The organism is Myxococcales bacterium (assembly GCA_012517325.1).
Classification (GTDB): domain Bacteria; phylum Lernaellota; class Lernaellaia; order Lernaellales; family Lernaellaceae; genus JAAYVF01.
Genome location: JAAYVF010000048.1, coordinates 82,752 through 108,233, shown reverse-complemented (window position 1 = coordinate 108,233; position 25,482 = coordinate 82,752). Strand labels below are relative to the sequence as shown.

The following is a 25,482-nucleotide window of genomic DNA, read 5'->3' as shown; positions in this document are numbered from 1 at the left end:
CGCGAGCCGCCGTCCGATCGGTTCCGCCGCTCCGCGCCCTTTTCCCATCCTTACGTTGACAGTAAATATCCATAGCACCGCCCGGGCCGGATAAGCAAGCGATTTTTTGTATCCAAAATAAAAATCTTTGGCGGGTTCGACCATTCGTTTATTGATTGCTTGTTGGCTTGGTGTGAAGGTCAAAATCGAGGATATACCTCGGCTAAGCGCTTTCATCGGCCGGAATCAACGCGCCTCCCTCTGATCAGTTACGGCTTTTGGAAAAGTTGGTCTGGTTGCTTTCTTTATCCAAATGTGTACACTTTTCAGCCCAAGGGGTCGGCTGCCAGTCGCGCAGGCAGCCGATCCGTATTTAAAACGAACAAGGGAGGCGTCCTCGTGAAACGAACTTTACTATCGCTGATCGCTCTGTCATTGCTGTTGTTTGCCGCCGCCGCTCAGGCCGATTTTTTCGGCGAACGGACCTACCTCCGCATCGAAGCGCCGAGCGTCGAAGATCGCACGGTATTGGCCAATCTTGGTTTCTCGATCGATTACGTGAATCTCGAAGAAGGATACCTCACCGCCTGGGTGCCGAACGATCTGCTTCCCAAAATCAAGGAACTTGGCTTTTTGTATGAAAGTCCGGTGGTGGATACCAAGGATTTCCCCGCCAATTACGCGCCCTATCACAACTACAACGAACAACTGACCGCCTTGCAGGATTTGAATACGCAGCATCCCGAAATCACGGACCTGTTCACTTTCGGACAAACCGTGGAAGGCCGGAATCTCTGGTGTCTGAAGATCAGCGCCAACCCGCTGCAGGATGACCCGTCGCTGCCGGCGGTGGTGATTGTCGCCGAGCACCATGCGCGGGAAATACTCACTCCGGAAGTGGCCTTGTACACGGCGACCCAGCTCGTCGAAGGTTACGGGACCGATGAGAAGATGACCGCATACGTGGACAATCACGAGATTTACGTGATCACGACCCTCAATCCCGACGGCAGCCTTTTCGACATTCAAGGCGGATCGTTTCACATGTGGCGGAAAAATCGCCAGGTCAACGCCGGATCGGCCTGCCTGGGCGTCGATCTGAACCGCAATTACGGTTACAAATGGGGCGGCGTCGGTTCCTCCGGGATGGCTTGCGCCGACACCTATCACGGCACCGCGGCGTTCTCGGAACCGGAGACGGCCGCGTTGCGGGATCTGGTCAACGCGCATGCCAATATCACCACGATCCTCTCGTTGCACTCGCACGCCAAACTCGTTTTATATCCGTTCGGCTACACGTACGAACACATCGCCGATCAAATCGACTATTACACCCACAAAACCCTGGCCGAATACATGGCCGCCGAAACGAAGTTCACGCCGACCCAATCCTCCGGCCTGTACCTGACCACCGGCGATACGATGGATTGGGCTTACGGCGTCAAGGGAATCATCAGCTTCACGTTCGAACTCGGCCCGAGCCAGTTGGATGTGACGGGCTTTTATCCGAAACCCTCGTTCATCGAACCGTCCTGCCAGGCGGCGTTCAATGCGATCGATGTCCTGATCGGTTTCTCCAGCGAGCCTTCCTACGTCCTGGCCACCAATGTCTGGAAATTCACCGCCGAATACAAAGCCCCGGATGCCGCGGTTCTGAAATGGGCGTCCGTGCGCGAAACCCGGCCGCAAGGCTGGAAGGTGTTGCGCGCCGAAACCGAAGACGGCGATTACCAGGCCGTCAACGACGGTTTCATCCAGCCGAACCAGGCGGCCTATGAATATACCGACGAGGGATTGGAAGCCGGCCAGACCTACTACTATCTCTTGCACTACGAGGGCACCGGCCAGAACGACGTCGATTTCGGCCCGGTGTCGGTGGAAGTGCCCGGCGCGGATGACGACGACGCCTCGCCCGCCGACGACGATGACAACGACGACAACGATTCCGCCGACAGCGGAACCGCGGATGACGACGACAACGACGACGAAGGCGGTTGCGGCTGCTAAAAACGCTTGATTTGGCGGAGTCGGGTTGGACTGCATAGGGCTTACCCGGCTCCGTTTCTTTATTTAATGGCGCCCGCTACAATACCTAAAAACCCAAAACGGCGGGCGAAACCTTGGACGATACGGCGGCCAAACGCGCATTCGGCTGGGAGACGGCGTTGCTTTTGCTGGGGCTCGCCGCCGGCCTGGGATGGCTCGCCTGGTACGGCGGACAGCTTCCGTCCGGGTGGGACGCCGACGCGACCGGCCGTGTGGAGGCGGCGATCCGGTGGGCGCGGGGTGACGGCCAGCCGCCTTTTACACAGGGCCCGGTGCACTTTCTTCTGCTGCGGTTGGCGCTGACCGCCGGCGTCCCCGGACCGCAACTCCGCATCGTCGATCTCGGTTGCGCGGCGCTGTTTCTCTGGTTGTTTTTTGCCGTCAATCGCGCGCTCTTCGGGCCGGCGATCGCCGGCGGCGCGACGATCGCGCTGCCGCTTCACCCGTTCTTCGCCAAACTGGCCGCCGCGACGACCGGCTTCATGCCGTTTTTCGCGCTGCTCTGGCTGGGCTTTTGGCTACTGATCCCGTATTGGCGAAACGACGGGGACGACAGGAAAATCGGCCGGGCGTTCGCGGCCGGCGTGGCCCTCGGCGCGGCGACGCTGACGCGCTTTGAAGGGTTGTTCGTCGTGGCGTGTCTCGGCGCGGCGTTTCTAGGATCGCGCCGCTGGAAACCGGCGCTGTCAGTATTCGCCGGATTCGCGGCACTGGCGGGGGCCGTTTTCGCGTCCACCTATTTTTCACTCGCCGACTTCCTTCGCGGCGGTTTCTATTACACCGTCCATCCCGAACCGGTGCCGCCGCCGCATTGGGCGGTTTTTCCGGCGTATTTGGCCGGTGCGCTCGGGATCGTGCCGTTGCTGGGAGGATTGGCCGGAACCTGGTCGGCGGTGAAGGAAAAATCGCGGCGCGCCCTGGCGGGTTTGTTGTGGCTCTATCTGGCGATGGTTTACGGCTATTACCTCGCCGGCCGGCTGGACTGCCATTGGTCGCGCTATTATTCGCTGCTGTTGCCGCTGTTGCTGCCGTTTTTCGGCGCGGCGGTCGCGCGGGCGTTGCCCGCGGAAAAGCCGCTTCGGCGCGGCGCCGTGATCGTGGCCGCGTTCCTGATCTGCGCCGGTTTTTATTTCGTCGCGGCCGGTCAGGAACTGTATGTGCTGCAAACCATCGGTGGGAAATAACCCCATGACGCGGCCGCAAACCATCTTCTCGAACTGGGCGGCGCGGGCGGCGCTGATCCTCGCCGCGCTGATTCTCTCCTTCGTGCTGTATCCGTTCGCGCGCGTCCGGCCGTTCAACGAGCGGATGATCCTCGCCGCCGGGATCGCCGACCCGCGCGCTCGGTTGGCGGCTTACGCCACGCTCGCCGCCGACGATCGGTTGCGCGCGGTCGATCGCTTCGATGCCGCCGCCGCCGCCGCGCGCCAGGCCAAGGAACTGGGCGACCGGCCGGCAGCCCGTCACTGGTTGGAAGCGGCATTGGCCCAGCCGGGGACGAATCCGGATTTTCGGGAGAACGTCGAGCTGGAATACGCGGATTTGCTGATCGCGCTAAAGGAATGGGACGAGGCGCGGGCGCGGCTGGATTCGCTGATCGGGCGGACGCCGGACCCGCAACGCCGCCGCACGGCGCAAGGTCTGCTGGTCGCCGTTTTACGGCAAAGCGGCCGGGTCGATGAAGCCGCGCGCTTGCTGGAGGAATTGACCGGGGATCCCGCGGCGGCCGATCGGCTGTCGTGGCGGATTCAATTGATCGAATGCTGGGCGGAACTCGGGCGGCGCGACGCGGCCCTGGAGTTGCTGCGGGAAGCGCGGGCCGACACCACGGCGAATGACTCGGCGATCCGCGCGGCGCTCGACGCAGTCTGCCGGCGACTGGATTGTCCGCCGGCAGAATAAATCGAGGGCCGGTTCCAGCGGAAGCGCAACAAAACGCTTGCAGTTCATTTACGTCGCGATATGATTCGCCCGAGGATTCTCCGCAAACACCGAAAATCACGGAGTCGTGGGATGATCAAGGTCTCGAAATGGTTTTATGGCGGCGGAACGGGCGTTTTTCTGTTGTTGGCGGCGATCTCCCGCATCACCGGGTCGGCCGCCGGCCGGGGAAAGACGGGCCTGTCGCAGTTGTTACTTTTCATCGCCATGTTGTTCGGACTGGCGCTCTTTCACAAAGCCTGGTTGGCGATTCAGGACGGCTTCGCCCGCACCACGCCGGGCCGCGCGGTCGGTTATTCGTTCATCCCGATTTTCAACCTCTACTGGATGTTCGTGGTCATGGTCGGTTTTGCCGCCGACTACAATTCCTTCATCGAACGCAAAAAGCTGGACCGCCGCCCGCTGTCGGCCTGGCTTTTCTGGGCGCTGGCCGTCACCTGGGCGCTGTCGTGGCTCCCGCGCCTGCCGGTCGGCGGCCTCATCATTCTCCTGACGATGATCCTGCAAGTCTGGGCCGTATTTAAAATCGCCGCCGCCGTCGACGGCCTGCCGATTCCCGAACCGCTGCCCGAGCCCGCCGCCGAACCGCAACCCGGCCCGGCGCCCGCGGCCGAGGGCGGAGAAGTCAAGCAAGGCGAGGCCGCGCCGCCAACCGAATAGCGGCGACTTCATACTATTCAATGTGCCATTAAATCGGTCGCCCCGCCGGAAGGCGGGGCGGAGCCTACGGTCGGCCCTTGCGGGCCTTGTTGCGATAAGATCCCTGAAACGGAATGGTTACAAGTCATCTATACACATTATTCATTTTGCTTGTCAATCATTTTATTTCAGAATTAATATGATTTTTTTATAAATCACCATTTCACTAATAGGTGAAAAACTTCTTTTTAATTTTCCATTAAAATAGGCCTTTTTTATTCGAATCAATTCCTCTATCCTATTTATTCTTTCCACTATTTTTCAGGAGTTAGGGAAATGAAGTATATTCTTGGGATTGATTTAGGTGAAAGCTCTTTGGGTTGGGCGGTCATCCGGATTGAAAAGGATGCCCCAAGGGAATTGGTGGATGCTGGGGTCCGAGTTTTTCCGGCCGGCGCGGAAATCGAAGCCAAGAAAATTGATTTGAAAACAAAAAACGCGGAACGGCGGACCAGTCGCGGTAGCCGTCGGGTAAAAGAACGCCGGGCTCGGCGAAAAACGAAGGTATTGCATCTCCTGCAGAGGATGAATCTGTTACCCAAGGACGAAGCGGAACTTCGCCAGGTCTTTAATCTCGATCCTTATCTTTGTCGCGCCCGGGCCTTGGATGAAAAACTGGCGCCGTTCGAATTGGGACGGGCCTTTTACCATTTGGCGCAGCGGCGTGGTTTCAAATCCAATCGGAAAAGCGAAAAGGAAAAAAAAGACAGCGGAGATATCGCCAAGGCAATCGGCGCGTTGACCGCCGACATGGCCACGGCGAAAAGCCGGACAGTCGGCGAGTATTTCAGTTTGCGTGCCAGGGAACCCTTTTTATTGGCGACGGCGCAAGTCCCGCGCATTCGCAAACAACATACCTGCCGGAGCATGTACGAGGAAGAATTCGCTTCGATCTGGGAGAGGCAAGCGAAATTTCACGCCGATCTGTTGACGCCCGAGCGACAGGAAGACCTTCGTCAAGCCATCTTTTTTCAACGGCCGTTCGAAGTAACCGAGGAAAGACGGCAGGCCCTACCGCCGCGCGCCAACGCTTTGCGCGCGCCGCAATTAGCCGACTGTTCGTTGATTCCCGGTGAAAAACGGTGTGCCGTGGGTTCGTGGATCGCACAGCAGTTCCGTCTCCTCAAAGAGGTCAACAATCTGCGCCTCAATAACAATCGCGGCGAATCGCGCGCCTTGACCGTCGAAGAGCGCGAAAAAATTCTTCACCAGTTGAGCCGCCAAAAGGAAATGAAGTTCACCAAGATGAGAAAAATGCTTGGCGTACCGGATGGCTGGACCTTCAATCTCGAAGCCGCGAAGCGGCTCGCTATGAAGGGTAATCTAGTGGACGCCGCGCTGATCAAAGCTTTTAGCGAGGATCATTGGCAAGCCTTGCGAGAGGAAGATCGCGAACTTCTGCGACGGATCATTGTCGAGGAGGAAGACCCGGGAAAGCTGGCCGATTGCCTCCGCGCTTTTCCGCTTGAACCCGAAAAAATCGCCGATCTGCAAGGCTTTTCCGCCCCGGACGGCTATCTGCGTTTCTCCGCGAAGGCGATGGAAATATTATTGCCCTACCTGGAAGCCGGGTTGATCGAGACCGACGCCATTGACGAGGCGAAAAAGGACGGCAAGCTGCAAACGACCGAGAATGATCAAGTCCACGATTTACTGCCCAAGCCGCCCACCGGCATCACCAATCCACTCGTCAGGCGGTGCCTTACCGAAACCCGCCGGGTGGTCAATGCCTTGATCCGCGAATACGGCAAACCCGAGCGCATCGTGGTGGAACTCGCCCGGCAATTGAAAATGAACCGCGACGACCGCGACCATGCCGTCACCCTCAATCGCGACAACGAGGCGCGAAACAAGATTGCCGAGGATTGGTACAAGGATCACGGCCGCGCCAATCCGAAAAACGAGGATAAGTTGCGCTTCCGCCTGTGGCAGGATCAACATTGGCAATGCCCCTATACCGGCAAGGCGATCGGCGCCGCCGATTTGCTGTCAATTGCCAATGTCGTCGAAGTCGATCACATCCTGCCGTTTTCGCGCAGCCTGGATAACGGCTACGAGAACAAGGTGCTCGCTTTCACCGAGGCCAACCGCGAAAAGGGTAATCGCACGCCCTTCGAATGGAAGAATGGGCCGGATGGCGAAGCGTTCCAGGAAATGATCGTCCGCATTTCCGAAATGAGTTTTTCGCACGGCAAGAAAAAACGGTTCAGCCAGGCCGAGCTGGACGCCGATGAGGCCATCGATCGCCGTTTGGTCGATACGCAATACGCCAGCCGCGAATTGGCCGATTACCTGAATCTGCTTTATCCCAAGGAATTACGCGTCGGCCAGCGTGCCGTCTTGACCACGCCGGGAAGGGTCACGGCGATCCTGCGCCGCCGTTGGGGCCTCAATCTCGTGCTGGGTTACGACGACGGCGAAAAAAATCGCGAGGACCATCGGCACCACGCGGTGGACGCCGTGGTCATCGGTTGCACCAGCCGCAAGGCGATCAAGGCCCTGTCCGATGCCGTCCGGCGCGATGACGATCCGCACCAGGTGCCGTTGTTGCCGCCTTGGGAAGGCTTCAGGGAGAATGTCGTCGAGGTCATCTGCCGCCGCGAACGCGTTTGGCAAATTGGTGAGCGGGAAATAAAAACTACAGGTTTATTAGTCTCACATGTTGCTAACACAAGTATCTCGGGCCTATTTCATAAATTAACAAATTATGGACCGACTAGTGATTCGAAAGAAATTGCCTATCGTGTTAAAGTTAATGAACTGACTGGGGCAATGGTAGAGGAAATACCAAATGATAATATAAAAAAAATAATACTCGATCATATTAGAAGGAATGGGGGTGACCCAAACCAAAAGGGTTTGTTTCCGAAAAAAATTTGGGAAACTTGTCCTCAACTGCCAATATCGGAAAAAAAGCGGCTGAAGAATCCGGCGCTTCCGGAGTCCATTCCAATAAGAAAAGTAAGAATACATCAAAGTATTTCATCGGAAGATATGGTGTATCCATTGAAAAAAAATATTAAGGATTCCAGAAAAGACCTGCTTCATGAGCCGGTGACAAAACCGTATCGAGTCGTAAAACCTGGGAATAATCATGAAATGTCGTTTTTTGAAAAACAAACGAAAAACGGCAAGGCCGTCTGGACATTTCGTGTAACAACAACGATGGAGGCGGCTCGAAGAAAATTAAATAATGAACCAATTGGCAGCCCGATTCAGGAAAACGATGGGAAACTGGTCATGTCATTGCAAATCAATGAGATGATAGTTGTTGAACATGAGAATGAGCAGTTGCTTTTACGTGTGCAAAAAATTTGCCAGGACGGACGGATAGATTTTCGGCACCACGTTTTTGCAGGCACTCCAAGTGAAAGTCACAAACCTCCGATTCATTTTCAAGTAAAAAGCGAAGCACTTCGAAAAAGAAATGCGGTAAAAGTCATGGTTGATCCATTGGGCCGATTACTGCCGTTCAATGATTAAACGCACTGTCGAGGCCGGTTGGCGCTGCACCCACGTGAAAACGCGGGACAAGCAGATCGTCTTTTGCGCCGAGGCGGAGGAAACGGGCGCGGTGCCCAGCGAGGACATCGGCCTGTTGATCCTGGATTCGTTGCGGATGACCTGCACTCAGCGCGCCCTGGCGCAAGTGCTGGCCGACGGCGGGGCGGTATTGGTTTGCGGCGAGGATCATTTGCCGGCCGGGCTCTTGCTGCCGCTGGAGGGCAACGAACTGTTGACCGAACGGCTCCGGACGCAGATCGCCGCCGGCAAGCCGCAGGCCAAGCAACTCTGGCGGCAGATCGTGCAAGCCAAGCTGCGCGCCCAGGCTGGGTTGTTGCCGTGGGAAAGCGCGGCGCGGTTGCGGCTGGCGCGACTTTCCCAAACGGTCAAATCGGGCGACGAGGAAAATACCGAGGCCCAGGGCGCCCGGTTTTACTGGCCGGAACTCTTCGGCGCCGATTTCCGCCGCGACCGCGAGGGCGCGCCGCCCAACAACCTGCTGAACTTCGGCTACATGACCCTGCGCGCGGCTATGGCGCGTGCCGTCGTCGGGGCCGGGCTGCACCCGGCGATCGGCCTGCACCACCGCAATCGGCAAAACGCGTTTTGCCTCGCCGACGACCTGCTCGAACCCTACCGGCCGTTGGTCGACGCGCGGGTGCATCAATTGTGGCTTCAAGGGGTCATGGAACTCGATAAGGAAAGCAAGGCGAGTCTGTTGCGGATTTTGGGTGAGCCGATCCGCCTGGAAAGCGGCCAGGGGCCGGTGCAAGTGGCGATGCAGAAAACCGCCGCCTCGCTCGCCGCCTGTCTGGCGGGCGAGCGGCGCAAGTTGGATCTTCCGGCGTCATGATCGTCAGCGGATACCGTACCATGTGGGTGATGGTGTTGTTCGATTTGCCGACCGACAGCAAAAAGGCGCGGCGGGAGTACACGCGTTTTCGTTCGCGCTTGAAGAAGGACGGCTTCACCATGTTGCAATATTCGGTGTACGGCCGCGCCTGCCCGAGCGAGGAAAACGCCGTGGTGCACGAAAACCGCGTGCAGAAAAATCTGCCGCCGGCCGGACAGGTGAGGGTGCTCACCCTGACCGATAAACAATTCACGCGGATGCGGATCTACTACGGGAAAAAACGGGAGAAAAATGAAAAAGCAGCCGAACAACTATCGTTTTTTTAAACCTATATTGCCTTTAACCCGCCAAAATCACCCCTGTTTTAGTGTCGTCTAGTGTAACCGTTCCGAATCAGAGATCAAACCGCAACTGCCGTTGACGATTCCCGACATAGGCCGGCAGTGTAACCGTTCCGAATCAGAGATCAAACCGCAACGAGTCGACTTAGCGAAGCCGCGCGGTGCTGAGTGTAACCGTTCCGAATCAGAGATCAAACCGCAACCAACGCCCCCACGGATTGCGAGGTAATTTAGTGTAACCGTTCCGAATCAGAGATCAAACCGCAACCGTTTCGCATGTTGCTACTCGGCGGTGTGTAGTGTAACCGTTCCGAATCAGAGATCAAACCGCAACACATCCAGTTAATTGTCGTCGGCACCATCAAGTGTAACCGTTCCGAATCAGAGATCAAACCGCAACAACAGTTATTGAATCTCCCGGAATATATTAAGTGTAACCGTTCCGAATCAGAGATCAAACCGCAACGGATTGACCGTGAACGACACGGTTTCGAGAGTGTAACCGTTCCGAATCAGAGATCAAACCGCAACGGCCGGGGAAGTGACCGACGAACTGTATTTAGTGTAACCGTTCCGAATCAGAGATCAAACCGCAACAATCGTTGGTCGTCGGCGGCGCGGCGTCTTAGTGTAACCGTTCCGAATCAGAGATCAAACCGCAACGTTACAATGCGATCGACACCTGGCGCCGGCAGTGTAACCGTTCCGAATCAGAGATCAAACCGCAACCATTCCCCTCCTGTTTCTATTTTATTCGCAGTGTAACCGTTCCGAATCAGAGATCAAACCGCAACTCGATGTTGCAATAGTCGTCGTCCTGTAGAAGTGTAACCGTTCCGAATCAGAGATCAAACCGCAACTGCAAATCAACAAATAAGGAGAGAGGTCCAAGTGTAACCGTTCCGAATCAGAGATCAAACCGCAACAGGCTCATCAAAACCGGCCGGGTGAAACAGAGTGTAACCGTTCCGAATCAGAGATCAAACCGCAACTCCTGGCGGCGATGGCCGCCCAGGCAATGGAGTGTAACCGTTCCGAATCAGAGATCAAACCGCAACGAGAGGGGTCGAGCGGTGCGAACCGGACGGAGTGTAACCGTTCCGAATCAGAGATCAAACCGCAACACTGGAATATTCCGAACGCGACGCCGCCGAGTGTAACCGTTCCGAATCAGAGATCAAACCGCAACCGGTCGATCTGATTTGCTTCTCGATCTGGTAGTGTAACCGTTCCGAATCAGAGATCAAACCGCAACCCCGGCCGGCGCTCTCGCGATATGCGATTGAGTGTAACCGTTCCGAATCAGAGATCAAACCGCAACCAGCTTGAACTACCTGTTCCGCTGTAAATTAGTGTAACCGTTCCGAATCAGAGATCAAACCGCAACCGCGGCGCTTTGTGGCCGGCGAATTCGTCCAGTGTAACCGTTCCGAATCAGAGATCAAACCGCAACGGCGTCGCCATGTACGCCCGCTGATATTCCAGTGTAACCGTTCCGAATCAGAGATCAAACCGCAACATGGCGACTCAAGAGAAGCGATGTACGCATAGTGTAACCGTTCCGAATCAGAGATCAAACCGCAACAATCATGTGCCCTTACCGTCTGATAACGCAGTGTAACCGTTCCGAATCAGAGATCAAACCGCAACCCGGCTGAAATTTTCTATGAGTTTTGAAACAGTGAAACGGAAAAACCTGGGGGGGAAGGTATTTTGCAAACGCGGCGGGGAGGAATCCCCGCCGCGCGCATTTTGAAATGGGCCTTTCGGTTCAGCAGCCGCAGGAGCCGCTGTCCTCGTCGTCGTCGCCCGCGTTGGGAAGCGGCGAGTCGTCGTCGGGCAGCACCACGTCGTCGTTGTCGTCGTTATCGTTGTCGTCATCGTCGTCGTCCGCCGAATCGTCGTCGACGGGCGCGGTGTCGTCATCGTCGTCGCCGGGCAGGGCATCGGCCTTGATGTAGTCGGTTTTCAGGGCCGCATCGGTGCCGCCGGGCGCGGTGACGGTCAGGGTCACCGAGTAAATCCCCGCCGTTTCGTAGGTGTGCTGCGGATTCTTTTCCGTCGAGGTGCCGCCGTCGCCGAAGTCCCATTCGTAGGCGGTGATTTCGCAGCCGCCGAAATCGGCCGAGGCGTCGGCGAACTGCACGGTGAGGGGGATGTATCCCGCTTTCGGTACGGCGGTGAAGTCGGCGACCGGCTCGCCGCAGAAGATCTCGAAGCCGTCTTCGATGGTCGCGGCGCCGTAGGGCGTTTCGACGACCACGTCCCAGTCGCCGGGCCGCTCGTTTTTCAGGTTGAAGACGGCCGTCGCGGCGGTCGTGTCGGTCAGTTCGACGCCGCTCGCCACGATGTCCCACTCGCCGTCGCGCTTCAGGCTGACGGTCATGTCGAGGGTGAAATAGTTGCCGGACAGTTCGACCGCGAACGCGGTTTCGTCGTTGCCGCCGCTGGCGGGGGCGATCGAGGTCAGTTCCGGCGACAGCGTGGTGACGGTGAAGGCGTTTTCCAGGGTGGTCGTGCCGGCCTGGTTGGAAACCTGCAGGGCGTAAACGCCCGGCAGCACGCCGGCCAGTTCGAAGTCGCAGGTCAGGGATTGCCCGGAGAGGACGGTTACGTTTTCGCCCGCGATCGTCACCTTGCTGTCGGGCCGCACCAAGGCCACCTCGCTGGCGGCTTCGAAGCGGTCGCCGGTGACGGCGGCGCCGGTCAGCGGGCCGGTGTTGGGCGCGTTGTCCGGATCGATGGCCGCGACGGCCGGCGGATCGAGCACGAAGACGAATTTCACGTCCTTGGCGGTGCTGTCGTAATAGACGAAGTACGGATGGGCGTCGCCGTCGAGCGCCAGGCCGACGAACAGGCCCGTGACGCCGGTTTCGTCGATGACCGAGATATCCCAGCCGTCAGGGGTTTCCACCGCGTAATTGAGGCGGTCGGCGCCGTAATACGCCAGGTGCAGCGCGTCGTTGCCGTCGACAGCCACGCTGGTGTATTGGCCGAAATTGCCCGCGCCGCATTCGACGTTTTCCAGCGCCCAGTCGCCGGCGACCTTCGAAATGATGCAGGCGCATTCGTCGCCGATCGTCTCGGTGTTGTAAGAGCTGATGAAGACGTTGTCGCCGCTGTCCAGGGCGAGCGAGGGCTGTTCGCCGGCCTGTTCCCAATCGAGGGCGATTTCGAAGTGCCAGCCGCCGCCGTCCAGCCAGCCGAATTTCTGGTAACCGAGGATGTCGTCGCGGTAGGCGATCTGCGGCCGGTTCGCGGTGGACATGGCGATCGCCGTATGGCGGCCGAAGTTGGTGACGCCGGCGGTGCTGAGGATCACGTCGAGGTCGTGGATGGACCAGGTATTGGGAGCGGTGCGCCAGGCGACGCGCGTTCCCATGTTTTCGAACCACGATTCGTCGAAGTGATAGGAAATGTACGGCGTTCCGTCGGCGTTGAACGTCAGGTCGCAGTAGTCGCCGATGTAGCCGTCGTCCTCGTTCTCGTCGATCACCTCGATGTTCCAGTCGTCGCCGTCCCAATAGGCATAGCGCAGGCGGCCGCCCTCCTGGTCGTAGTAGGCGATCGCCGGATAGTCGTTGACCGGGTTGATCGCGATTTGGGCGTAGTCGCCGCGATTGCCGCTATCGACATCGCTGACGTGCCAGCCGGCGAAATCGCGGTAGCCGTAGCGGAGCTTGCCGTTCGAGGCGTCATAGAAGGCGACGTGCGGCGTGTTGGCGCTGTCCAGGGCCAACGAGGAATACTGCCCCTGATCGCCGGTGCTGGCGACGGTTTCGTATATCCAGGCGGCGCGCGCCGGAGTGGAAAAAACGAGGACGCCCGTCAGGAAGGTTAAAAACAACACGAAAAAGGGCAGCCGACCGGTGAAATTCATGTTGGTTATCCTCCATGGGTTGGGTTGAAAGCGCGAACCGCTTCACCATGGCAAAATTCCGATAAAAATTCAACCGGTTTGCGGCGATTGTATCTCGGCGGAAAAATCATTAAAACAACCGTGAACCCTAACGCCAACGGCAAGCGAGGCCCGTTTCGATGAAAGCCATCCGCATTGCGATCGTCTTGCTACTTTTCGGCTCGTTTTGGGCACTCTCGTCCGGCTGCGGCATGCCGCGGGTCGAGTTGAAACCGGAGGGCCAGCCGCCGACGCTCGAGCAGGCATTGAAAAATTTCGCCTACGAAAAGAAGCCGTTCGACGTGCAAATGCAGTTCATGGAGGATCGGCCGGGTTACGAGATTTTTCGCGTCACCTTTCCGTCCTATTTCCAGGATCAGCTCGACGCCAAGGAAGTGGTCGCCTGGTATTATCGCGTCAAGGATCCGCACCGGCGCGCCGGCATCATCCAGGTTCCCATCCTGGGCGGCGATTATTCCGAATCGATCTGGTTCGCCGAGTTTTACGCCCGCGAGGGCTTCCACGTGTTGCGCTTCGAACGCAAGGCCGAGTTGTTCGAGCCCGATACCGGCCTGCCGAAAACCCGGACGGTGCTAATCGGCACGGTGGTCGACATGCAACGGGGCCTCGACTGGTGGGAAACGCTGCCCGAGATCGACGCGAAACGCATCGGCGTCAGCGGGATTTCGATGGGCGGTTTTTTCTCCAGCATGTTGCTGGCGGTCGACGACCGGCCGGCGGCGGCGGTTCTGATGCTCAACGGGGGCAATCTGGCGAAACTGATCGTGATCAGCCAGGAAGAGGAAGTCGTCCTGGTGCGCAACGCCTATAAAAAGCGGACCGGCTGGGACGACCAGGCATTTTATCGCGAGGCCTACAAAGCCACCGCCGACCTGGATCCGGCGGTGTTGGCGCCGCGCCTGGACCCGAAAAAGATCCTTTTCGTTTCGCCGCGCTTCGATCAGGTCGTGCCGTGGGAATTGTCGAGCCTGTGGTGGAACGCCGCGCATCAGCCCCGGCGGATCGTCATCCCGACCGGGCACTATTCGTCGGTCTTCTTCATTTTCTATATCCAGAAGCAGGCCGTCGAACACTTCCGCCGGCAATTCGGCTATCCGGTACAACAATAAAAAACCCGGGAAGCGGGGTGCTTTCCGGGTTTTGTAGATCTGCGGGGACTCGAACCCCGAACCAACGGATTAAGAGTCCGCTGCTCTACCGATTGAGCTACAGATCCGTTCCGCCGCGCATCATACAGAGACGCGACTTTCTGTCAAGCGGAAAATGGCCCGGCCGGTTCCCGGCGCGGCCGCGGGAGATTTTGCCGGCCGCCGGTCGGGTGATGGTTGTTTTCCCGCCGGGCGTTTTCGATTAATGTAGAGCCGATTCGGACATTTCCCCGACCGCGGAAAGGATGAGACCGGATGAAAAAAGCCATCGTTGTCGCCTGCTGGCTGTTGGCGGTGCTTTGCCTGCCGCTGCTGGCGCAGACCCGCGAGGAAGAGGCCGAGCTGCCCGATTACCAGGGGCCGGATATGACGCTGACCCCCGACAAGCTGTTCGGCGCCTACACCTTCTGGCAACAAACCGACGCGGGCTACGAGTATGGTTTTCTGGAATTCCGCCACGACCATACCTGGACCTGGGTGATTCATCTGGATCGCGATCGCGACCGGCTGTCGGATCAGTACGAGGTCCGGCGGGGCGAGTACGCGATCGGCCGCCGCGACGACGGGGCCGTCGGGGTCTGGCTGGCGGGCGAGGGCGTCGCCAAAACCTTCGCCGCCGATTTGCGGATCGTCGGCGGCCGGGCGCAGACGTTGCGGATCTTCGACCGGCAGTTCACCCGCCGTCAACCGGGCGGCACCTATTTCGTGCTCGACAACGATCTGCCGGATCTCGCCAAGGAATTGCGGATCGAATCGGCGCCCGCCGGCGCCGCCGTTTTCATCGACAATCAGCAACTCGCCGATGCCACGCCGCTTTCCGTCAAAAAGCCGCGCGCCAATGCTCCCCTGGAAGTGCGGGTCGTCAAACCCGGCTACCAGCCCGTGCAGAAGGTGGTAACGCTGGCGAAAGACCAGACCGAAATCCTGACCTTTACCCTGGTGCAGGGCGAGGCGGGATTGCGCGTGACCAGCCTGCCGCGCGTCTACGTCAAATTGGACGGCAAAGTCCTGGGGTCCACGCCGGTGACCAAGGAGGAAATCCCCGCCGGCCAACACCAACTCGAATTGATCAACGAAACGCTGGGTATCCATCACCACGAGGAAATCGTGCTGGCCAAGGGCGAGGTCTGGAAGAAGAACTTCCGCTTCACCGGCAAGGTGCGGATCGACGTCGGCCGGCACTGCACGATCTACCGGCAGGGGAAAAAAGTCGGCGAAACGCCGTTCGATGCCGAGGTGCCGGTCGGCCGCCACGTGCTGGTTCTGGTCGACGACCGCGGCGAACGCCGGCAACTGCTGATCGAGGTCGAGCAGGGTAGTGAGTCGCGGATCGAAAAAACGTTTGACTCGCTTCCGAAAGCGGATTATTAGTCTGTCCGAAAATCGGCCGGGTTCGGCCGATTCGCCGCACCGTGTTTCATGCATCGAGGTTCGGGAAAGGAGGGGTGGCCATGCCGGTAAAATTTCGCGAGGCCGAGCGCACGTATTTTCCGGATAGTTGGGGCAATGGCTACTTTTCGATCAACAACAAGGGCCACGTCCAGGTCGATGTGAACGCGGACGGCCATCAGCGGCTGGACTTGTACGATCTGGTGGACCAGGTACAGAACAAGGGCCTGACCCCGCCGTACCTGTTCCGCTTTCCGCAGATCCTCGAACACCGCATCGAAATGCTGCACACGGCCTTCGCCAACGCCATTCAGGAATTCCAATACCCGAGCCATTATCAGGGCGTTTTTCCGATGAAGGTGAACCATCGACGCGAAGTGATGGAAACCATTCTGAAGGTCGGCCGGCGGTTCAATTACGGCATCGAGGTCGGCTCCAAGCCCGAGGTTTACGTCGGCCTGGCCCTGCCGTTCAGCGAGTCAGCCCTGTTCGTCTGCAACGGGTTCAAAGACGACGACTACCTGACCGTGGCGATGGACGCCAAGCGGATGGGCCGCAACGTGATCGTCATCATCGAATCGGTTCCCGAGGCGCATCGCGCGCTGGCCATCGCGGAGCGCGAGGACGTGACGGTCTCGCTGGGCATGCGCGTCCGCCTGGACGCGCGGGGCAGCGGCCGCTGGGAGGAATCGGGCGGCGTGCAAAGCAAGTTCGGGCTGTCCACGGCGGAGGTGCTGGAGATCATCCGCATCCTCGACGAGGCGGACAAGATCGATTCGCTCGAGATGCTGCATTTCCATGCCGGCAGCCAGATCACCGAGATCAAACGCATCAAGAACATGATCAAGGAAGCGTCGCGGGTCTACGCCAAGCTGAAGAAGAAGGTGCCTTCCTTGAAATACCTGAACGTCGGCGGTGGGCTCGGTGTCGATTACGACGGCTCGAAGACCAGCAGCGACGCCTCGATGAACTACTCGATCCAGGAATACGCCAACGACGTGGTCTATACCGTCATGGACGTCTGTTCCACTGAAAACATCGAGCCGCCGGTCCTGGTATCCGAATCCGGCCGTTCGGTGACGGCCCACCATGCGGTCGCCGTGGTCAACGTGCACCGGGCGCCCGAGACCATCATCGATCCCGAAAAGCTGGCCGTGACCGACGACGACCCGCAGGTCATTCACGAGCTGTACGACATCTGGGACAACATCTCGCAGAAGAACTACCGCGAGTATTATCACGACGCGCTCGAACATCGCGACGAACTGACCTCGCTGTTCAACCTGGGGTTCATCGAGCTGGAAGACCGGGCGCGCGGCGAGGCCTGGTTTCTGGACATCTGCCTCAAGGCTGTGCGGTTCGCCAAGCGCGAGCGGGGGCCGCTCCGCGAGGAATTCGACGACCTGCAGCGCGATCTGGCCTATCGCTTCATCTGCAATTTTTCGGTCTTCCAATCGATGCCCGACGCCTGGGCCATCGAGCAGTTGTTTCCGATCATGCCGATCCACCGCCTGGACGAAACGCCCGACACCGGCGCGATTCTCTGCGACATCACCTGCGACTCGGACGGCGTGATCGATCATTTCATCGACGTGCACGACGAACGCCGCTTCCTGGAATTGCACAAAACCGGCAAGGGCCTTTACTGGATCGGCTTTTTCCTCGTCGGTGCGTACCAGGACATCATCGGCGATTTCCACAACCTGTTCGGCAAGGTCAACGAGGTCATCGTGGTGGTCGGCGACGACGGGCGGGCGCACGTCCAGAAAATCGTCCGCGGCGACACCATCCGCGAATCGATCAGCTTCGTGCGCTACGACCCCGACGAATTGGAGCGCAATTATTCGATCGAACTCGAGCGCAAGCTGAAGGAAGAAAAGCTGACGCCCGCCGAGGCCAAACGGATGAAAGCGTCGTTCACCCGCGGCTTGTCGGGCACGACCTACCTGATTCCGTTGGTGGAAAACGGCAAACGGACCGGAAAAAAGCCGAAAAAATGACCGTTGACGGCCGGATGGGATCACGATATAGTCCAAACCTTGGAACGTTTATCATCTGGCATTCAGGAGACGATTTCGATTCTTCAGACTAATCCCAAACAGGTGGAGCGACTCTCATGATTATCGGCGTACCCAAGGAAATTAAAACGGAAGAAAAGCGGGTGGCGATCACCCCGGCCGGCGTGTCGGCCTTGAACGCGCACGGTCACCAAATCTACATCGAGAAGAACGCCGGCGTCGGTAGCGGCATCACCGACGAAGAGTACAAGGCGGCCGGCGCCACGATCTTGCCCAAAGCCGCGGAAGTCTGGGGCAAGGCCGAAATGATCATGAAGGTGAAGGAACCCCAACCGGTCGAGTACAAGTTCATGAAGAACAAATTGATCTTCACGTACTTGCACCTGGCGGCCGAGCGGGAACTCACCGAGGCCATGGTGGCGGCCAATTGCATCGGCATCGCCTACGAAACCATCGAGACGGCCGAACACCATCTGCCGCTGCTCAGCCCGATGAGCGAAGTCGCCGGCAAGCTGGCCCCGCAGGTCGGCTCGTGGTGCCTCGAGGCCCGCAACGGCGGCAGCGGCGTGCTGTTGGCCGGCGTTTCCGGTGTGGCTCCGGCGAAGGTCACCATCGTCGGCGCGGGCGTTTCCGGCGCGGCGGCGTGCGAAATCGCGGTCGGCATGAACGCGCAGGTCACCATTCTGGACACGCGTCCCGAGCGGCTGCACTACCTGCACGACATTTATCGCGGCCGGGTCGTCACCCTGATGAGCAACCGCGGCAATCTCGCGCAGGCGGTGGCCGAAGCCGACCTGGTGATCGGCGCGGTGCTGATCCCCGGCGCGAAGGCCCCGAAATTGATCACCGTCGACATGATCAAGAAAATGCGGCCGGGCAGCGCCATCGTCGATATCAGCATCGACCAGGGCGGTTGCGTGGAAACGGCTCACGCGACCTCGCACACCGAGCCGACCTTCATCAAGCACGGCATCGTGCACTACTGCGTGACCAACATGCCGGGCATCGTGCCGCGCACCAGCACCTACGCGTTGACCAACGCCACCTTGAACTTCGCCCTCGAACTGGCCGACAAAGGCTTCGAATGCGCCGTGGCCGAGAACGAGGCGTTGCGCAAGGGCATCAACATCTATCAGGGCACCGTGGCTTACGAGGCCGTGGCGACGGCGCTGAAAATGAAGTACACGCCGTACGAGGCGTAAAGCGATCCGTTTATCAAACGAAAAGCGCCGGCCCGCGGGTCGGCGCTTTTTTATGTGCGCAAAAACGGCGATCAGACCAGAATGTCGAAGGAAGTGTAGCCCTCCGGCGGCACGTCGGCCTCGTCGACATGTTCGACGCGCGCCAGGGGCGGCCCCATGTGCATCCAGGTCAGCAGGCGTTCCACACTGTCTTCCTCGCCCTCCAGGTGCGCCTCGACGCCACCGCCGTCGGTGTTGCGAACCCAGCCGTTGACCTTGAACTGCTGCGCCTGTTCCTTCGTCTTGGCGCGAAACCATACCCCTTGAACGCGACCGAACACTTCAACGTGCTTCGCGATCATGAAGCATCCTCCAGCATCCTGGTGAATTTTTCCTCATCGATGACCGGAATACCCAGTTCTTGGGCTTTTGTTAGTTTACTCCCCGCGTCGGCGCCTGCAACCACCCAGTCGGTCTTTTTACTGACCGACCCGGCCACTTTGCCGCCCCGCTCCAAAATCAGCGCTTTGGCGGCTTCACGGCTGTAGCCGGCGAGGGCGCCGGTCAGGACCACCGTTTTACCGGCGAAGGGGGAAGCGGCGTCGACCCGCCGTTGTTCCCACGCCGGCGCGACCCCCGCCGCCAGGAGGTTGTCGATCCACCGCGATTTTTCCGGGTCTTGGAAATAAGCCTGTATCGATGCAGCGACGATCGGGCCGATGTCCTCGACGGCGGCCAACGCGTCCAAGGCGGCCGCGCGAACGGCCGGCAGCGATCCGAAGGCGTCGGCCAGGGCGCGCGCGGTCACTTCGCCGACGTGACGGATGCCGAGCGAGTAAAGAAACCGGTCCAGCTTGACGGTTTTGCCGCGCTCGATGGCATCGACGATGTTTTGCGCGCTTTTTTCGCCCATCCGCTCCAAACCCGCCCAATCGTCCCGCGTCAGCCGGAAGAGGTCGGCCGGTTCCTTGACGAGGCCCTTTTCCACGAGTTGGCGGACCAGCTTGTCGCCGATGCCGTCGATGTTCAGCGCGCCCTTGGAAACGAAATGCTTGATGCCTTCGACCAATTTGGCGGGGCAGGAGACATTGAAGCAGCGCCAGGCCACTTCGTCGGGATTCCGGCCGATCGCGCCGCCGCACACCGGACAACAGTCGCGCACCTTGGCGCGGATCGTAAACGGCCCGTGGCCGATCGGGTCGCGGCGTTCCTTCAGCACTTGGACCACTTCGGGGATCACGTCGCCGGCCCGTTGAATCAGGACCACGTCGCCGAGGCGCACGTCCAACCGGTCGATCTCATCCTGATTGTGCAGGCTGGCGTTGGATACCGTGACACCGCCGACGCGGACCGGTTGGAGTTTCGCCACCGGGGTCAGCGCGCCGGTGCGGCCAACCTGGATTTCGATATCCAGCACGGTCGTCTCCGCCTGTTCGGCGGGGAACTTGGCGGCGACGGCCCACCGCGGGCTGCGGCTGACCGCGCCGAGCGATTCTTGCAATCGCAGATCGTCGACCTTCACGACGACGCCGTCGATGTCGTAGGCCAACTGGTGGCGGCGCGCGATCATCTCGCGATAAAACGCGATCGCCTCCTCGATGCCCCGGCAGCGGCGGCGGTCCGCGTTGACCGGCAGCCCGAGCGCGGCGAGGCTTTCCAGCACCGCCTCGTGCGTCGAAACAGCCAGCTTCTCCGGGTCGTCCACCGCGTAGAAAAAGGCCGACAGCGGCCGCGCCGCGGTGACGGCCGGATCCAGTTGGCGCAGGCTGCCGGCGGCGGCGTTGCGCGGATTGGCGAAGGTCTTCAGGCCGTCTTCCTCCTGCCGTTCGTTCAGGCGGGCGAAGTCGGTTTTTTTCATGAAAATCTCGCCGCGCACGCTGAGCAGATCGGCATGGATGCTCGCGGCGGGAATCGACTTGGGGATTTCGCGAATGGTGCGGACGTTGGCGGTCACGTCCTCGCCGATCAAGCCGTCGCCGCGGGTGCCGGCGCGGATCAGTTTGCCGTGCCGGTAGACGAGTTCGATGCTCAGGCCGTCGAGCTTGTGTTCGCAGACGTATTCGATGGGCGACTGCTCGGGCAGGGCGCCGGCGCGATACAAGCGGCCTTCCCATTCGCGCATTTCCGCCTCGTTCATCGCGTTGCCGAGGCTGAGCATCGGCGCCAGATGTTCGACTTTGGCGAATTTCTCGGCGGGCTTGTAGCCGACGGTTTGCGTCGGGCTGTCGGCGGTCACCAGTTCGGGATAAGCCGTTTCCAGTTCGGCTAGTTCTCGCAGCAGGGCGTCGTACTGGTCGTCAGTGATTTCGGGACGATTTTGTTCGTAATACAGGCGGTTGTGATGGCGAATCGTCGCGCGCAGTTCCGCCACACGGACTTCCGCGGCTGCCAAATCCATCGACCGGACCTCTTCAGACGATCACGTTTTTGTTCGGTGTCGAGATGAAAAATACTAGCCCTCATCTTGCGTCCAACCGGCGAAAAAAGACAAGTCTTTCTTATCGGCGGGCCTTTTTCCCGCGCTTCGGCTTCCCATCGAAGTGAATCCGGACGGAACATGCATCTTTATAAAAAATGCTTGAATATTCGGCAAGATTGGTGTAACAAATTCATAAATTACTTTGGGCGCGGCCTCATGAGGCGTTGGCTGACGATTGCAATCGCGATTCTTTTTGCCTTCGGCGGCTTCGTTTTGCTCGCCGGCGACAACGGCCTGCTTCACCTTTATAAAGTCAAGCAGGAAAAAGCAAAAATGGAAACCCGCATCCAGCAATTGCAGCTTCAGCAAGCCGATTACCGCGAAAAAATCAATCAGTTGAATTCCGATCCCGCGACGATCGAAAAAGAAATCCGCGAACAATTGAAATTCGTGCGGGAAGACGAGAAAGTCTTTCTCCTGCCGAAAACCGCGGCGGGAGAGCCCTAAGTGGGCCCCTTTTTCCTCCGTTTTCTGAATCAGCTAGCCAAGTTTTATACCGCGATCATCGGCGTGATCTACCTCGGGTTGGTCACCCTGGGAATGTTTTCCTACGAGAGCGTGATCGTTCACGGCCCCACGCCCGGCCATATCGCCTTGTTCGGCTTTTTTATTTTCCTGCTGGCGTGGCGGATCGCCGTATTGGCGCTGGCCGAACCCGCGGACGACGTAACCGTCGGCAAGCTGGAACTGGGCTTTCTGTGCCAGGTCGGGATCGCCATCGTTCTGCAACTCACCGGCGGCATCGACAGCCCGATTTTCCCGATTTTCTACCTCGGCGCCGCGCTGATGGTTTATTACCTCGGCTTTGCCAGCAGCATCCTGCTGGCCTTCGCCATTTTGGCGACGTTGACGCTGCACGCCTTCTGGCACGGAATCCTGCTGCCGCGGTGGTACCAGTTTTTCGCCGCGCTCGGCTTCACCATGATTTTCAATTTCACGATCGCCTTGTTCATCAAGATTCCGCGCGCCCGGGCCAAGAAGGCGCAGGATCAACTTTCACGACTGACGAATGAAGCCGAACACCTTTCGCGCGAGCGTCGCGCCGGCCTGGTGGTGCTCAGCCGCGACAGTACCGCCCGCGCCGATGTCAGCGCGCTGCTGCAAATCGACAAGGTATTGACCGAATTGGCCGAAATCACCAAGCGCGCCTTGCAGGCGCACACCTGCGTGATCGCCTTGATCGGACCGGATCAGGAGTCGCTGGTCGTGCACGCCGTGGAATCGAATGAAAAACCGCCCGAGAAGTATTGGCGGGCCGACCTCGGCCGCACGATCCTGGCGGAAATTCTGGAGAAGGGCGGCACCTTGCGCGTGGACCGGATCAAATCGACGCGCGCCGAATCGCATCGGCCGTGGGGACTGGAACCGCGGTCGGTGTTGGCTTCGCCGTTGATCGAGAACAACCGCATCGTCGGCGTGCTCGCGGCCGACAGCCAGTACGAGGGCCATTTCGCCCGCGAGGAAGAGCGCTTCGTGATGATGATGGCGCGGCAGGTCGTTTCCGCGTTGAGCCGCGAGCGGCTGTACCGCGACGTTTCGGCGGAGCGTTCGGAGTTCGCGGCCTTTTACGATTTGATCAAGCAGCTCGGTTCGTCGATCGACCTGGACACGGTCAGCCGCGTGATTCTCGAATCGGTGCAGGATATCGTGGCCTACGATTTCGGCGCGTTGGTGAAGGTCGATCACGAAAATCAGCAGGGCGCGATCGAAGCCGTGGCGGGATTGCCGGCGGAACAATGGCTGGACGCGCGTTTTTCGCTCAACGAAAGCCTCGTCGGCTGGGTGATCGGCTCCAAGACATACCTGCATTATCCGAATCTACGCGACCGGCAACAGCAGGCCGATCGCCGCCGCCCGGTGTTCAGCGACGAACTGGCGCTCAAGGACGTCGGCAGCCTGCTTTGCCTGCCGTTGATCCGCCAGAACTTCGTCACGGGTTTGTTGATTTTCGGCGCCAAGGAAGCGAGCGCGTTCACCCACTACGAAATTAAAATTCTGGAAGTGCTGGCCGTGCAGGCCGCCGTCAGCCTGGAAAACGCCCGGGTTCACGCCAAGATGGAACAGATGGCCGCCCGCGACGGACTGACCGAATGCCACAACCACCGGTACTTTCAAGAATGGCTCGATCACGAACTGCACCGCGCCCTGCGCATGCCGATCCCGATCAGCCTGGTGATGTGCGATATTGATAATTTTAAAAAATTCAATGATAAATACGGGCATCCCCTGGGCGATCAAGTTTTGAAAACAGTCGCGCGGATCTTTCGCGGAAACGTCCGGAAAAACGACCTGGCCGCCCGCTACGGCGGAGAAGAATTCGCGCTGGTGCTGTTGAATTCGGATCACGCCAACGCCGTGAAGTTCGCCGACCGGGTGCGGCGCGAGGTGGAAAAGGCCCGGATCGATTTCGCCGGGCAGCCGCTTGGGGTCACCGTGAGCATGGGCATCGCCACCTATCCGACCGACGCTCGGGATAAAGCGGCCCTGATCGACCTGGCGGACAAAGCGCTTTATGCCGCCAAACAGGGGGGGCGGAACCGGGTTGTCCATGCGCAGATGCTTTCTTTACAGACGGAAAAGTGAATGATATTATCCGCCTGCTTGCAATATCCAGGAGATAGGTAGGAGTCGATAATGCCCAGAACGGTCGTTTATCCGCTGGTGTTTGTTTTCCTGTTGTTGGTGCCGACCTTGGCGTTCGCCAACCAACTGGACTTGTTCGGTTTGACCGGTCGCGCTACTTCGTTGGCAAACGCGTATACCGCGCTGGCCGACGGCCCGGAGGCGGCTTTCTACAATCCGGGCGCGCTGATCGAATCGCGCAACATTCGCGCGATGGCGGGTTATTCCTTCTCCGTGCCGGCGTTATCGCTGGATATCCAGACCAAGGGCGGCGGCGATGCGACCGACCCCGAGGACGTGCAGAGAGCGCGCAGTCCCGAGGCGGGGCAGTGGTTGTCGGCCGGCGTTTCCGGCGGCATCTACGACCGCGTCTATTTCGGTTTTGCGATGCAGGTGCCGATCGACGGTTCGGCGCGGCGGAAGATCTTAAGCCCGGATCGGCCCTATTTTCTCGACTATGACACCGGCATCTTCGGCCTGACGATGATCCCGTCGATGGCCGTGCAACTCGCGCCGAACTTCGGCCTGGGCGCCGGCGTCCGCTTCACGATGGATCCGTTCGGCACCATGTATAGCGACGTGCCGACGGCCGAAGGCGACTACACCGTCAAGACGATGGGCAAGAGCCAACTCAATGGCCAGGCTTCGCCGATCATCGGTTTCTACGCCCGGAGCCACGAATTCCTGCGCTTTGCGCTGACCTACCAGGGCCAGAGCTACAGCTACTATCACAAAACCACGCGCGAACAGCTCGTGCCCGAGGATCCCAACGGCTACGTCGAGGTTGAAACCGAGGCGTGGTACAACTTCATTCCGCGGCGCATCACCCTGGGCATCGTCGGCGAGCCCGACGAGCACGTCACCCTGACCGCGGAAATGAGTTACGTCGGCTGGTCGGCCTACAACGCGCCGACCCCGCGCATCCGGCTCGACTTCTCCAACATGAACGAGCACCACATCGCCTACAACCGGCCGCATCTGCTGTATCGCGAAGACCCCGATTTCAGCGACATCTTCGTGACGCGTTTCGCGGTCGAGCCGCGGGTCAACAAGCACCTGGCGTTCCGCGTCGGCTACGCCTTCGAGCCGTCGCCCGTGCCCAAGCAGGACGGCACCACGACGATCATCGATTCGTCGACTCACGTGATCTCGTTCGGCGTCGGCACCAATTTCGGCGGCTGGAGCGGCGACCGCTTCTCGATCGACCTGGCGGTGCAGGACCACATCATGACCGATTACTACGTCACCAAGAGCGCCGGCAACATGCAAGAGGACGACCCGAAGACGAACGTGGCCTATCCGCGCTTCGAAGCCAGCGCGAATTACATTTACTCGGGTCTGACCGCCTCTTTCCGTTTCTAAA

General features: G+C 59.3%; 17 protein-coding genes, 1 tRNA gene and 1 CRISPR repeat array. Of the genes, 14 read left to right on the top strand and 4 right to left on the bottom strand.

The annotated features are described in order from the left end of the window. Positions 1 to 378 precede the first annotated feature (378 nt). The 7 genes from GX444_09305 (at position 379) to cas2 (ending at position 9,348) form a co-directional block, all read left to right on the top strand. Positions 379 to 1,986, top strand: coding sequence for a zinc carboxypeptidase (locus GX444_09305; protein NLH48788.1), 1,608 nt, complete (start codon positions 379 to 381; stop codon positions 1,984 to 1,986). 113 nt (positions 1,987 to 2,099) lie between these two features. After that, the gene (locus tag GX444_09300; protein ID NLH48787.1) at positions 2,100 to 3,209 is read left to right on the top strand and encodes a glycosyltransferase family 39 protein; all 1,110 of its coding nucleotides are present in this window, start codon (positions 2,100 to 2,102) and stop codon (positions 3,207 to 3,209) included. A gap of 4 nt (positions 3,210 to 3,213) precedes the next feature. Beyond that, complete coding sequence (locus GX444_09295) at positions 3,214 to 3,927, top strand: tetratricopeptide repeat protein (protein NLH48786.1); 714 nt, start codon at positions 3,214 to 3,216, stop codon at positions 3,925 to 3,927. A 111-nt stretch (positions 3,928 to 4,038) separates the two neighbouring features. Beyond that, on the top strand, positions 4,039 to 4,626 hold the full coding sequence (locus GX444_09290; GenBank protein ID NLH48785.1) for a hypothetical protein: 588 nt from the start codon (positions 4,039 to 4,041) through the stop codon (positions 4,624 to 4,626). A gap of 315 nt (positions 4,627 to 4,941) precedes the next feature. Then, entirely contained in the window at positions 4,942 to 8,148 is a 3,207-nt protein-coding gene (gene cas9, locus GX444_09285; GenBank protein ID NLH48784.1) for a type II CRISPR RNA-guided endonuclease Cas9, read from the top strand. Further along, a complete protein-coding gene (cas1, locus tag GX444_09280; protein ID NLH48783.1) occupies positions 8,141 to 9,022 on the top strand; it encodes a type II CRISPR-associated endonuclease Cas1 in 882 nt (293 codons plus the stop codon). The genes cas9 and cas1 overlap by 8 nt, the downstream gene beginning before the upstream one ends. A gap of 20 nt (positions 9,023 to 9,042) precedes the next feature. Next, positions 9,043 to 9,348 carry a CRISPR-associated endonuclease Cas2 gene (gene cas2 / locus GX444_09275; protein NLH48782.1) on the top strand — a complete coding sequence of 102 codons (306 nt, stop codon included), beginning with the start codon at positions 9,043 to 9,045 and terminating at the stop codon, positions 9,346 to 9,348. A 50-nt stretch (positions 9,349 to 9,398) separates the two neighbouring features. Beyond that, a CRISPR array of direct repeats spans positions 9,399 to 11,013; the repeat unit is 36 nt; unit sequence AGTGTAACCGTTCCGAATCAGAGATCAAACCGCAAC. 121 nt (positions 11,014 to 11,134) lie between these two features. Here the strand turns inward: cas2 and GX444_09270 are convergent. Next, positions 11,135 to 13,243, bottom strand: coding sequence for a PKD domain-containing protein (locus tag GX444_09270; protein NLH48781.1), 2,109 nt, complete (start codon positions 13,241 to 13,243; stop codon positions 11,135 to 11,137). Between the two features lie 158 nt (positions 13,244 to 13,401). Here GX444_09270 and GX444_09265 point away from each other — a divergent pair, with 158 nt between their 5' ends. Beyond that, positions 13,402 to 14,391: a hypothetical protein gene (locus tag GX444_09265; protein NLH48780.1), complete on the top strand. Its 990-nt coding sequence runs from the start codon at positions 13,402 to 13,404 to the stop codon at positions 14,389 to 14,391. A 34-nt stretch (positions 14,392 to 14,425) separates the two neighbouring features. On the opposite strand, the gene GX444_09260 is transcribed toward GX444_09265, so the two are convergent. Next, positions 14,426 to 14,498: transfer RNA gene (locus GX444_09260), tRNA-Lys, on the bottom strand. A 187-nt stretch (positions 14,499 to 14,685) separates the two neighbouring features. Here GX444_09260 and GX444_09255 point away from each other — a divergent pair. The 3 genes from GX444_09255 (at position 14,686) to ald (ending at position 19,039) form a co-directional block, all read left to right on the top strand. Then, on the top strand, positions 14,686 to 15,801 hold the full coding sequence (locus GX444_09255) for a PEGA domain-containing protein (protein ID NLH48779.1): 1,116 nt from the start codon (positions 14,686 to 14,688) through the stop codon (positions 15,799 to 15,801). An 80-nt stretch (positions 15,802 to 15,881) separates the two neighbouring features. Continuing rightward, on the top strand, positions 15,882 to 17,819 hold the full coding sequence (gene speA / locus GX444_09250; protein ID NLH48778.1) for a biosynthetic arginine decarboxylase: 1,938 nt from the start codon (positions 15,882 to 15,884) through the stop codon (positions 17,817 to 17,819). A 116-nt stretch (positions 17,820 to 17,935) separates the two neighbouring features. Beyond that, positions 17,936 to 19,039: an alanine dehydrogenase gene (gene ald / locus GX444_09245; protein ID NLH48777.1), complete on the top strand. Its 1,104-nt coding sequence runs from the start codon at positions 17,936 to 17,938 to the stop codon at positions 19,037 to 19,039. Between the two features lie 71 nt (positions 19,040 to 19,110). On the opposite strand, the gene GX444_09240 is transcribed toward ald, so the two are convergent. Continuing rightward, positions 19,111 to 19,380 (bottom strand): acylphosphatase, encoded by a 270-nt coding sequence (locus tag GX444_09240; protein NLH48776.1) that lies wholly within the window; start codon positions 19,378 to 19,380, stop codon positions 19,111 to 19,113. Further along, positions 19,377 to 21,416 carry an NAD-dependent DNA ligase LigA gene (gene ligA, locus GX444_09235; GenBank protein NLH48775.1) on the bottom strand — a complete coding sequence of 680 codons (2,040 nt, stop codon included), beginning with the start codon at positions 21,414 to 21,416 and terminating at the stop codon, positions 19,377 to 19,379. Before ligA ends, GX444_09240 begins: the two co-directional genes overlap by 4 nt. A gap of 237 nt (positions 21,417 to 21,653) precedes the next feature. On the opposite strand from ligA, the gene GX444_09230 reads away from it, so the two are divergent. Genes GX444_09230 through GX444_09220 form a run of 3 tightly spaced genes read left to right on the top strand, consistent with a single transcriptional unit; the run spans position 21,654 to position 25,481 of the window. After that, entirely contained in the window at positions 21,654 to 21,944 is a 291-nt protein-coding gene (locus GX444_09230; GenBank protein ID NLH48774.1) for a septum formation initiator family protein, read from the top strand. Continuing rightward, positions 21,945 to 24,080, top strand: coding sequence for a diguanylate cyclase (locus GX444_09225; GenBank protein NLH48773.1), 2,136 nt, complete (start codon positions 21,945 to 21,947; stop codon positions 24,078 to 24,080). It begins immediately after the preceding gene. A gap of 51 nt (positions 24,081 to 24,131) precedes the next feature. Continuing rightward, positions 24,132 to 25,481 (top strand): hypothetical protein, encoded by a 1,350-nt coding sequence (locus GX444_09220; GenBank protein NLH48772.1) that lies wholly within the window; start codon positions 24,132 to 24,134, stop codon positions 25,479 to 25,481. The last annotated feature ends 1 nt before the right edge of the window (position 25,482 follow it).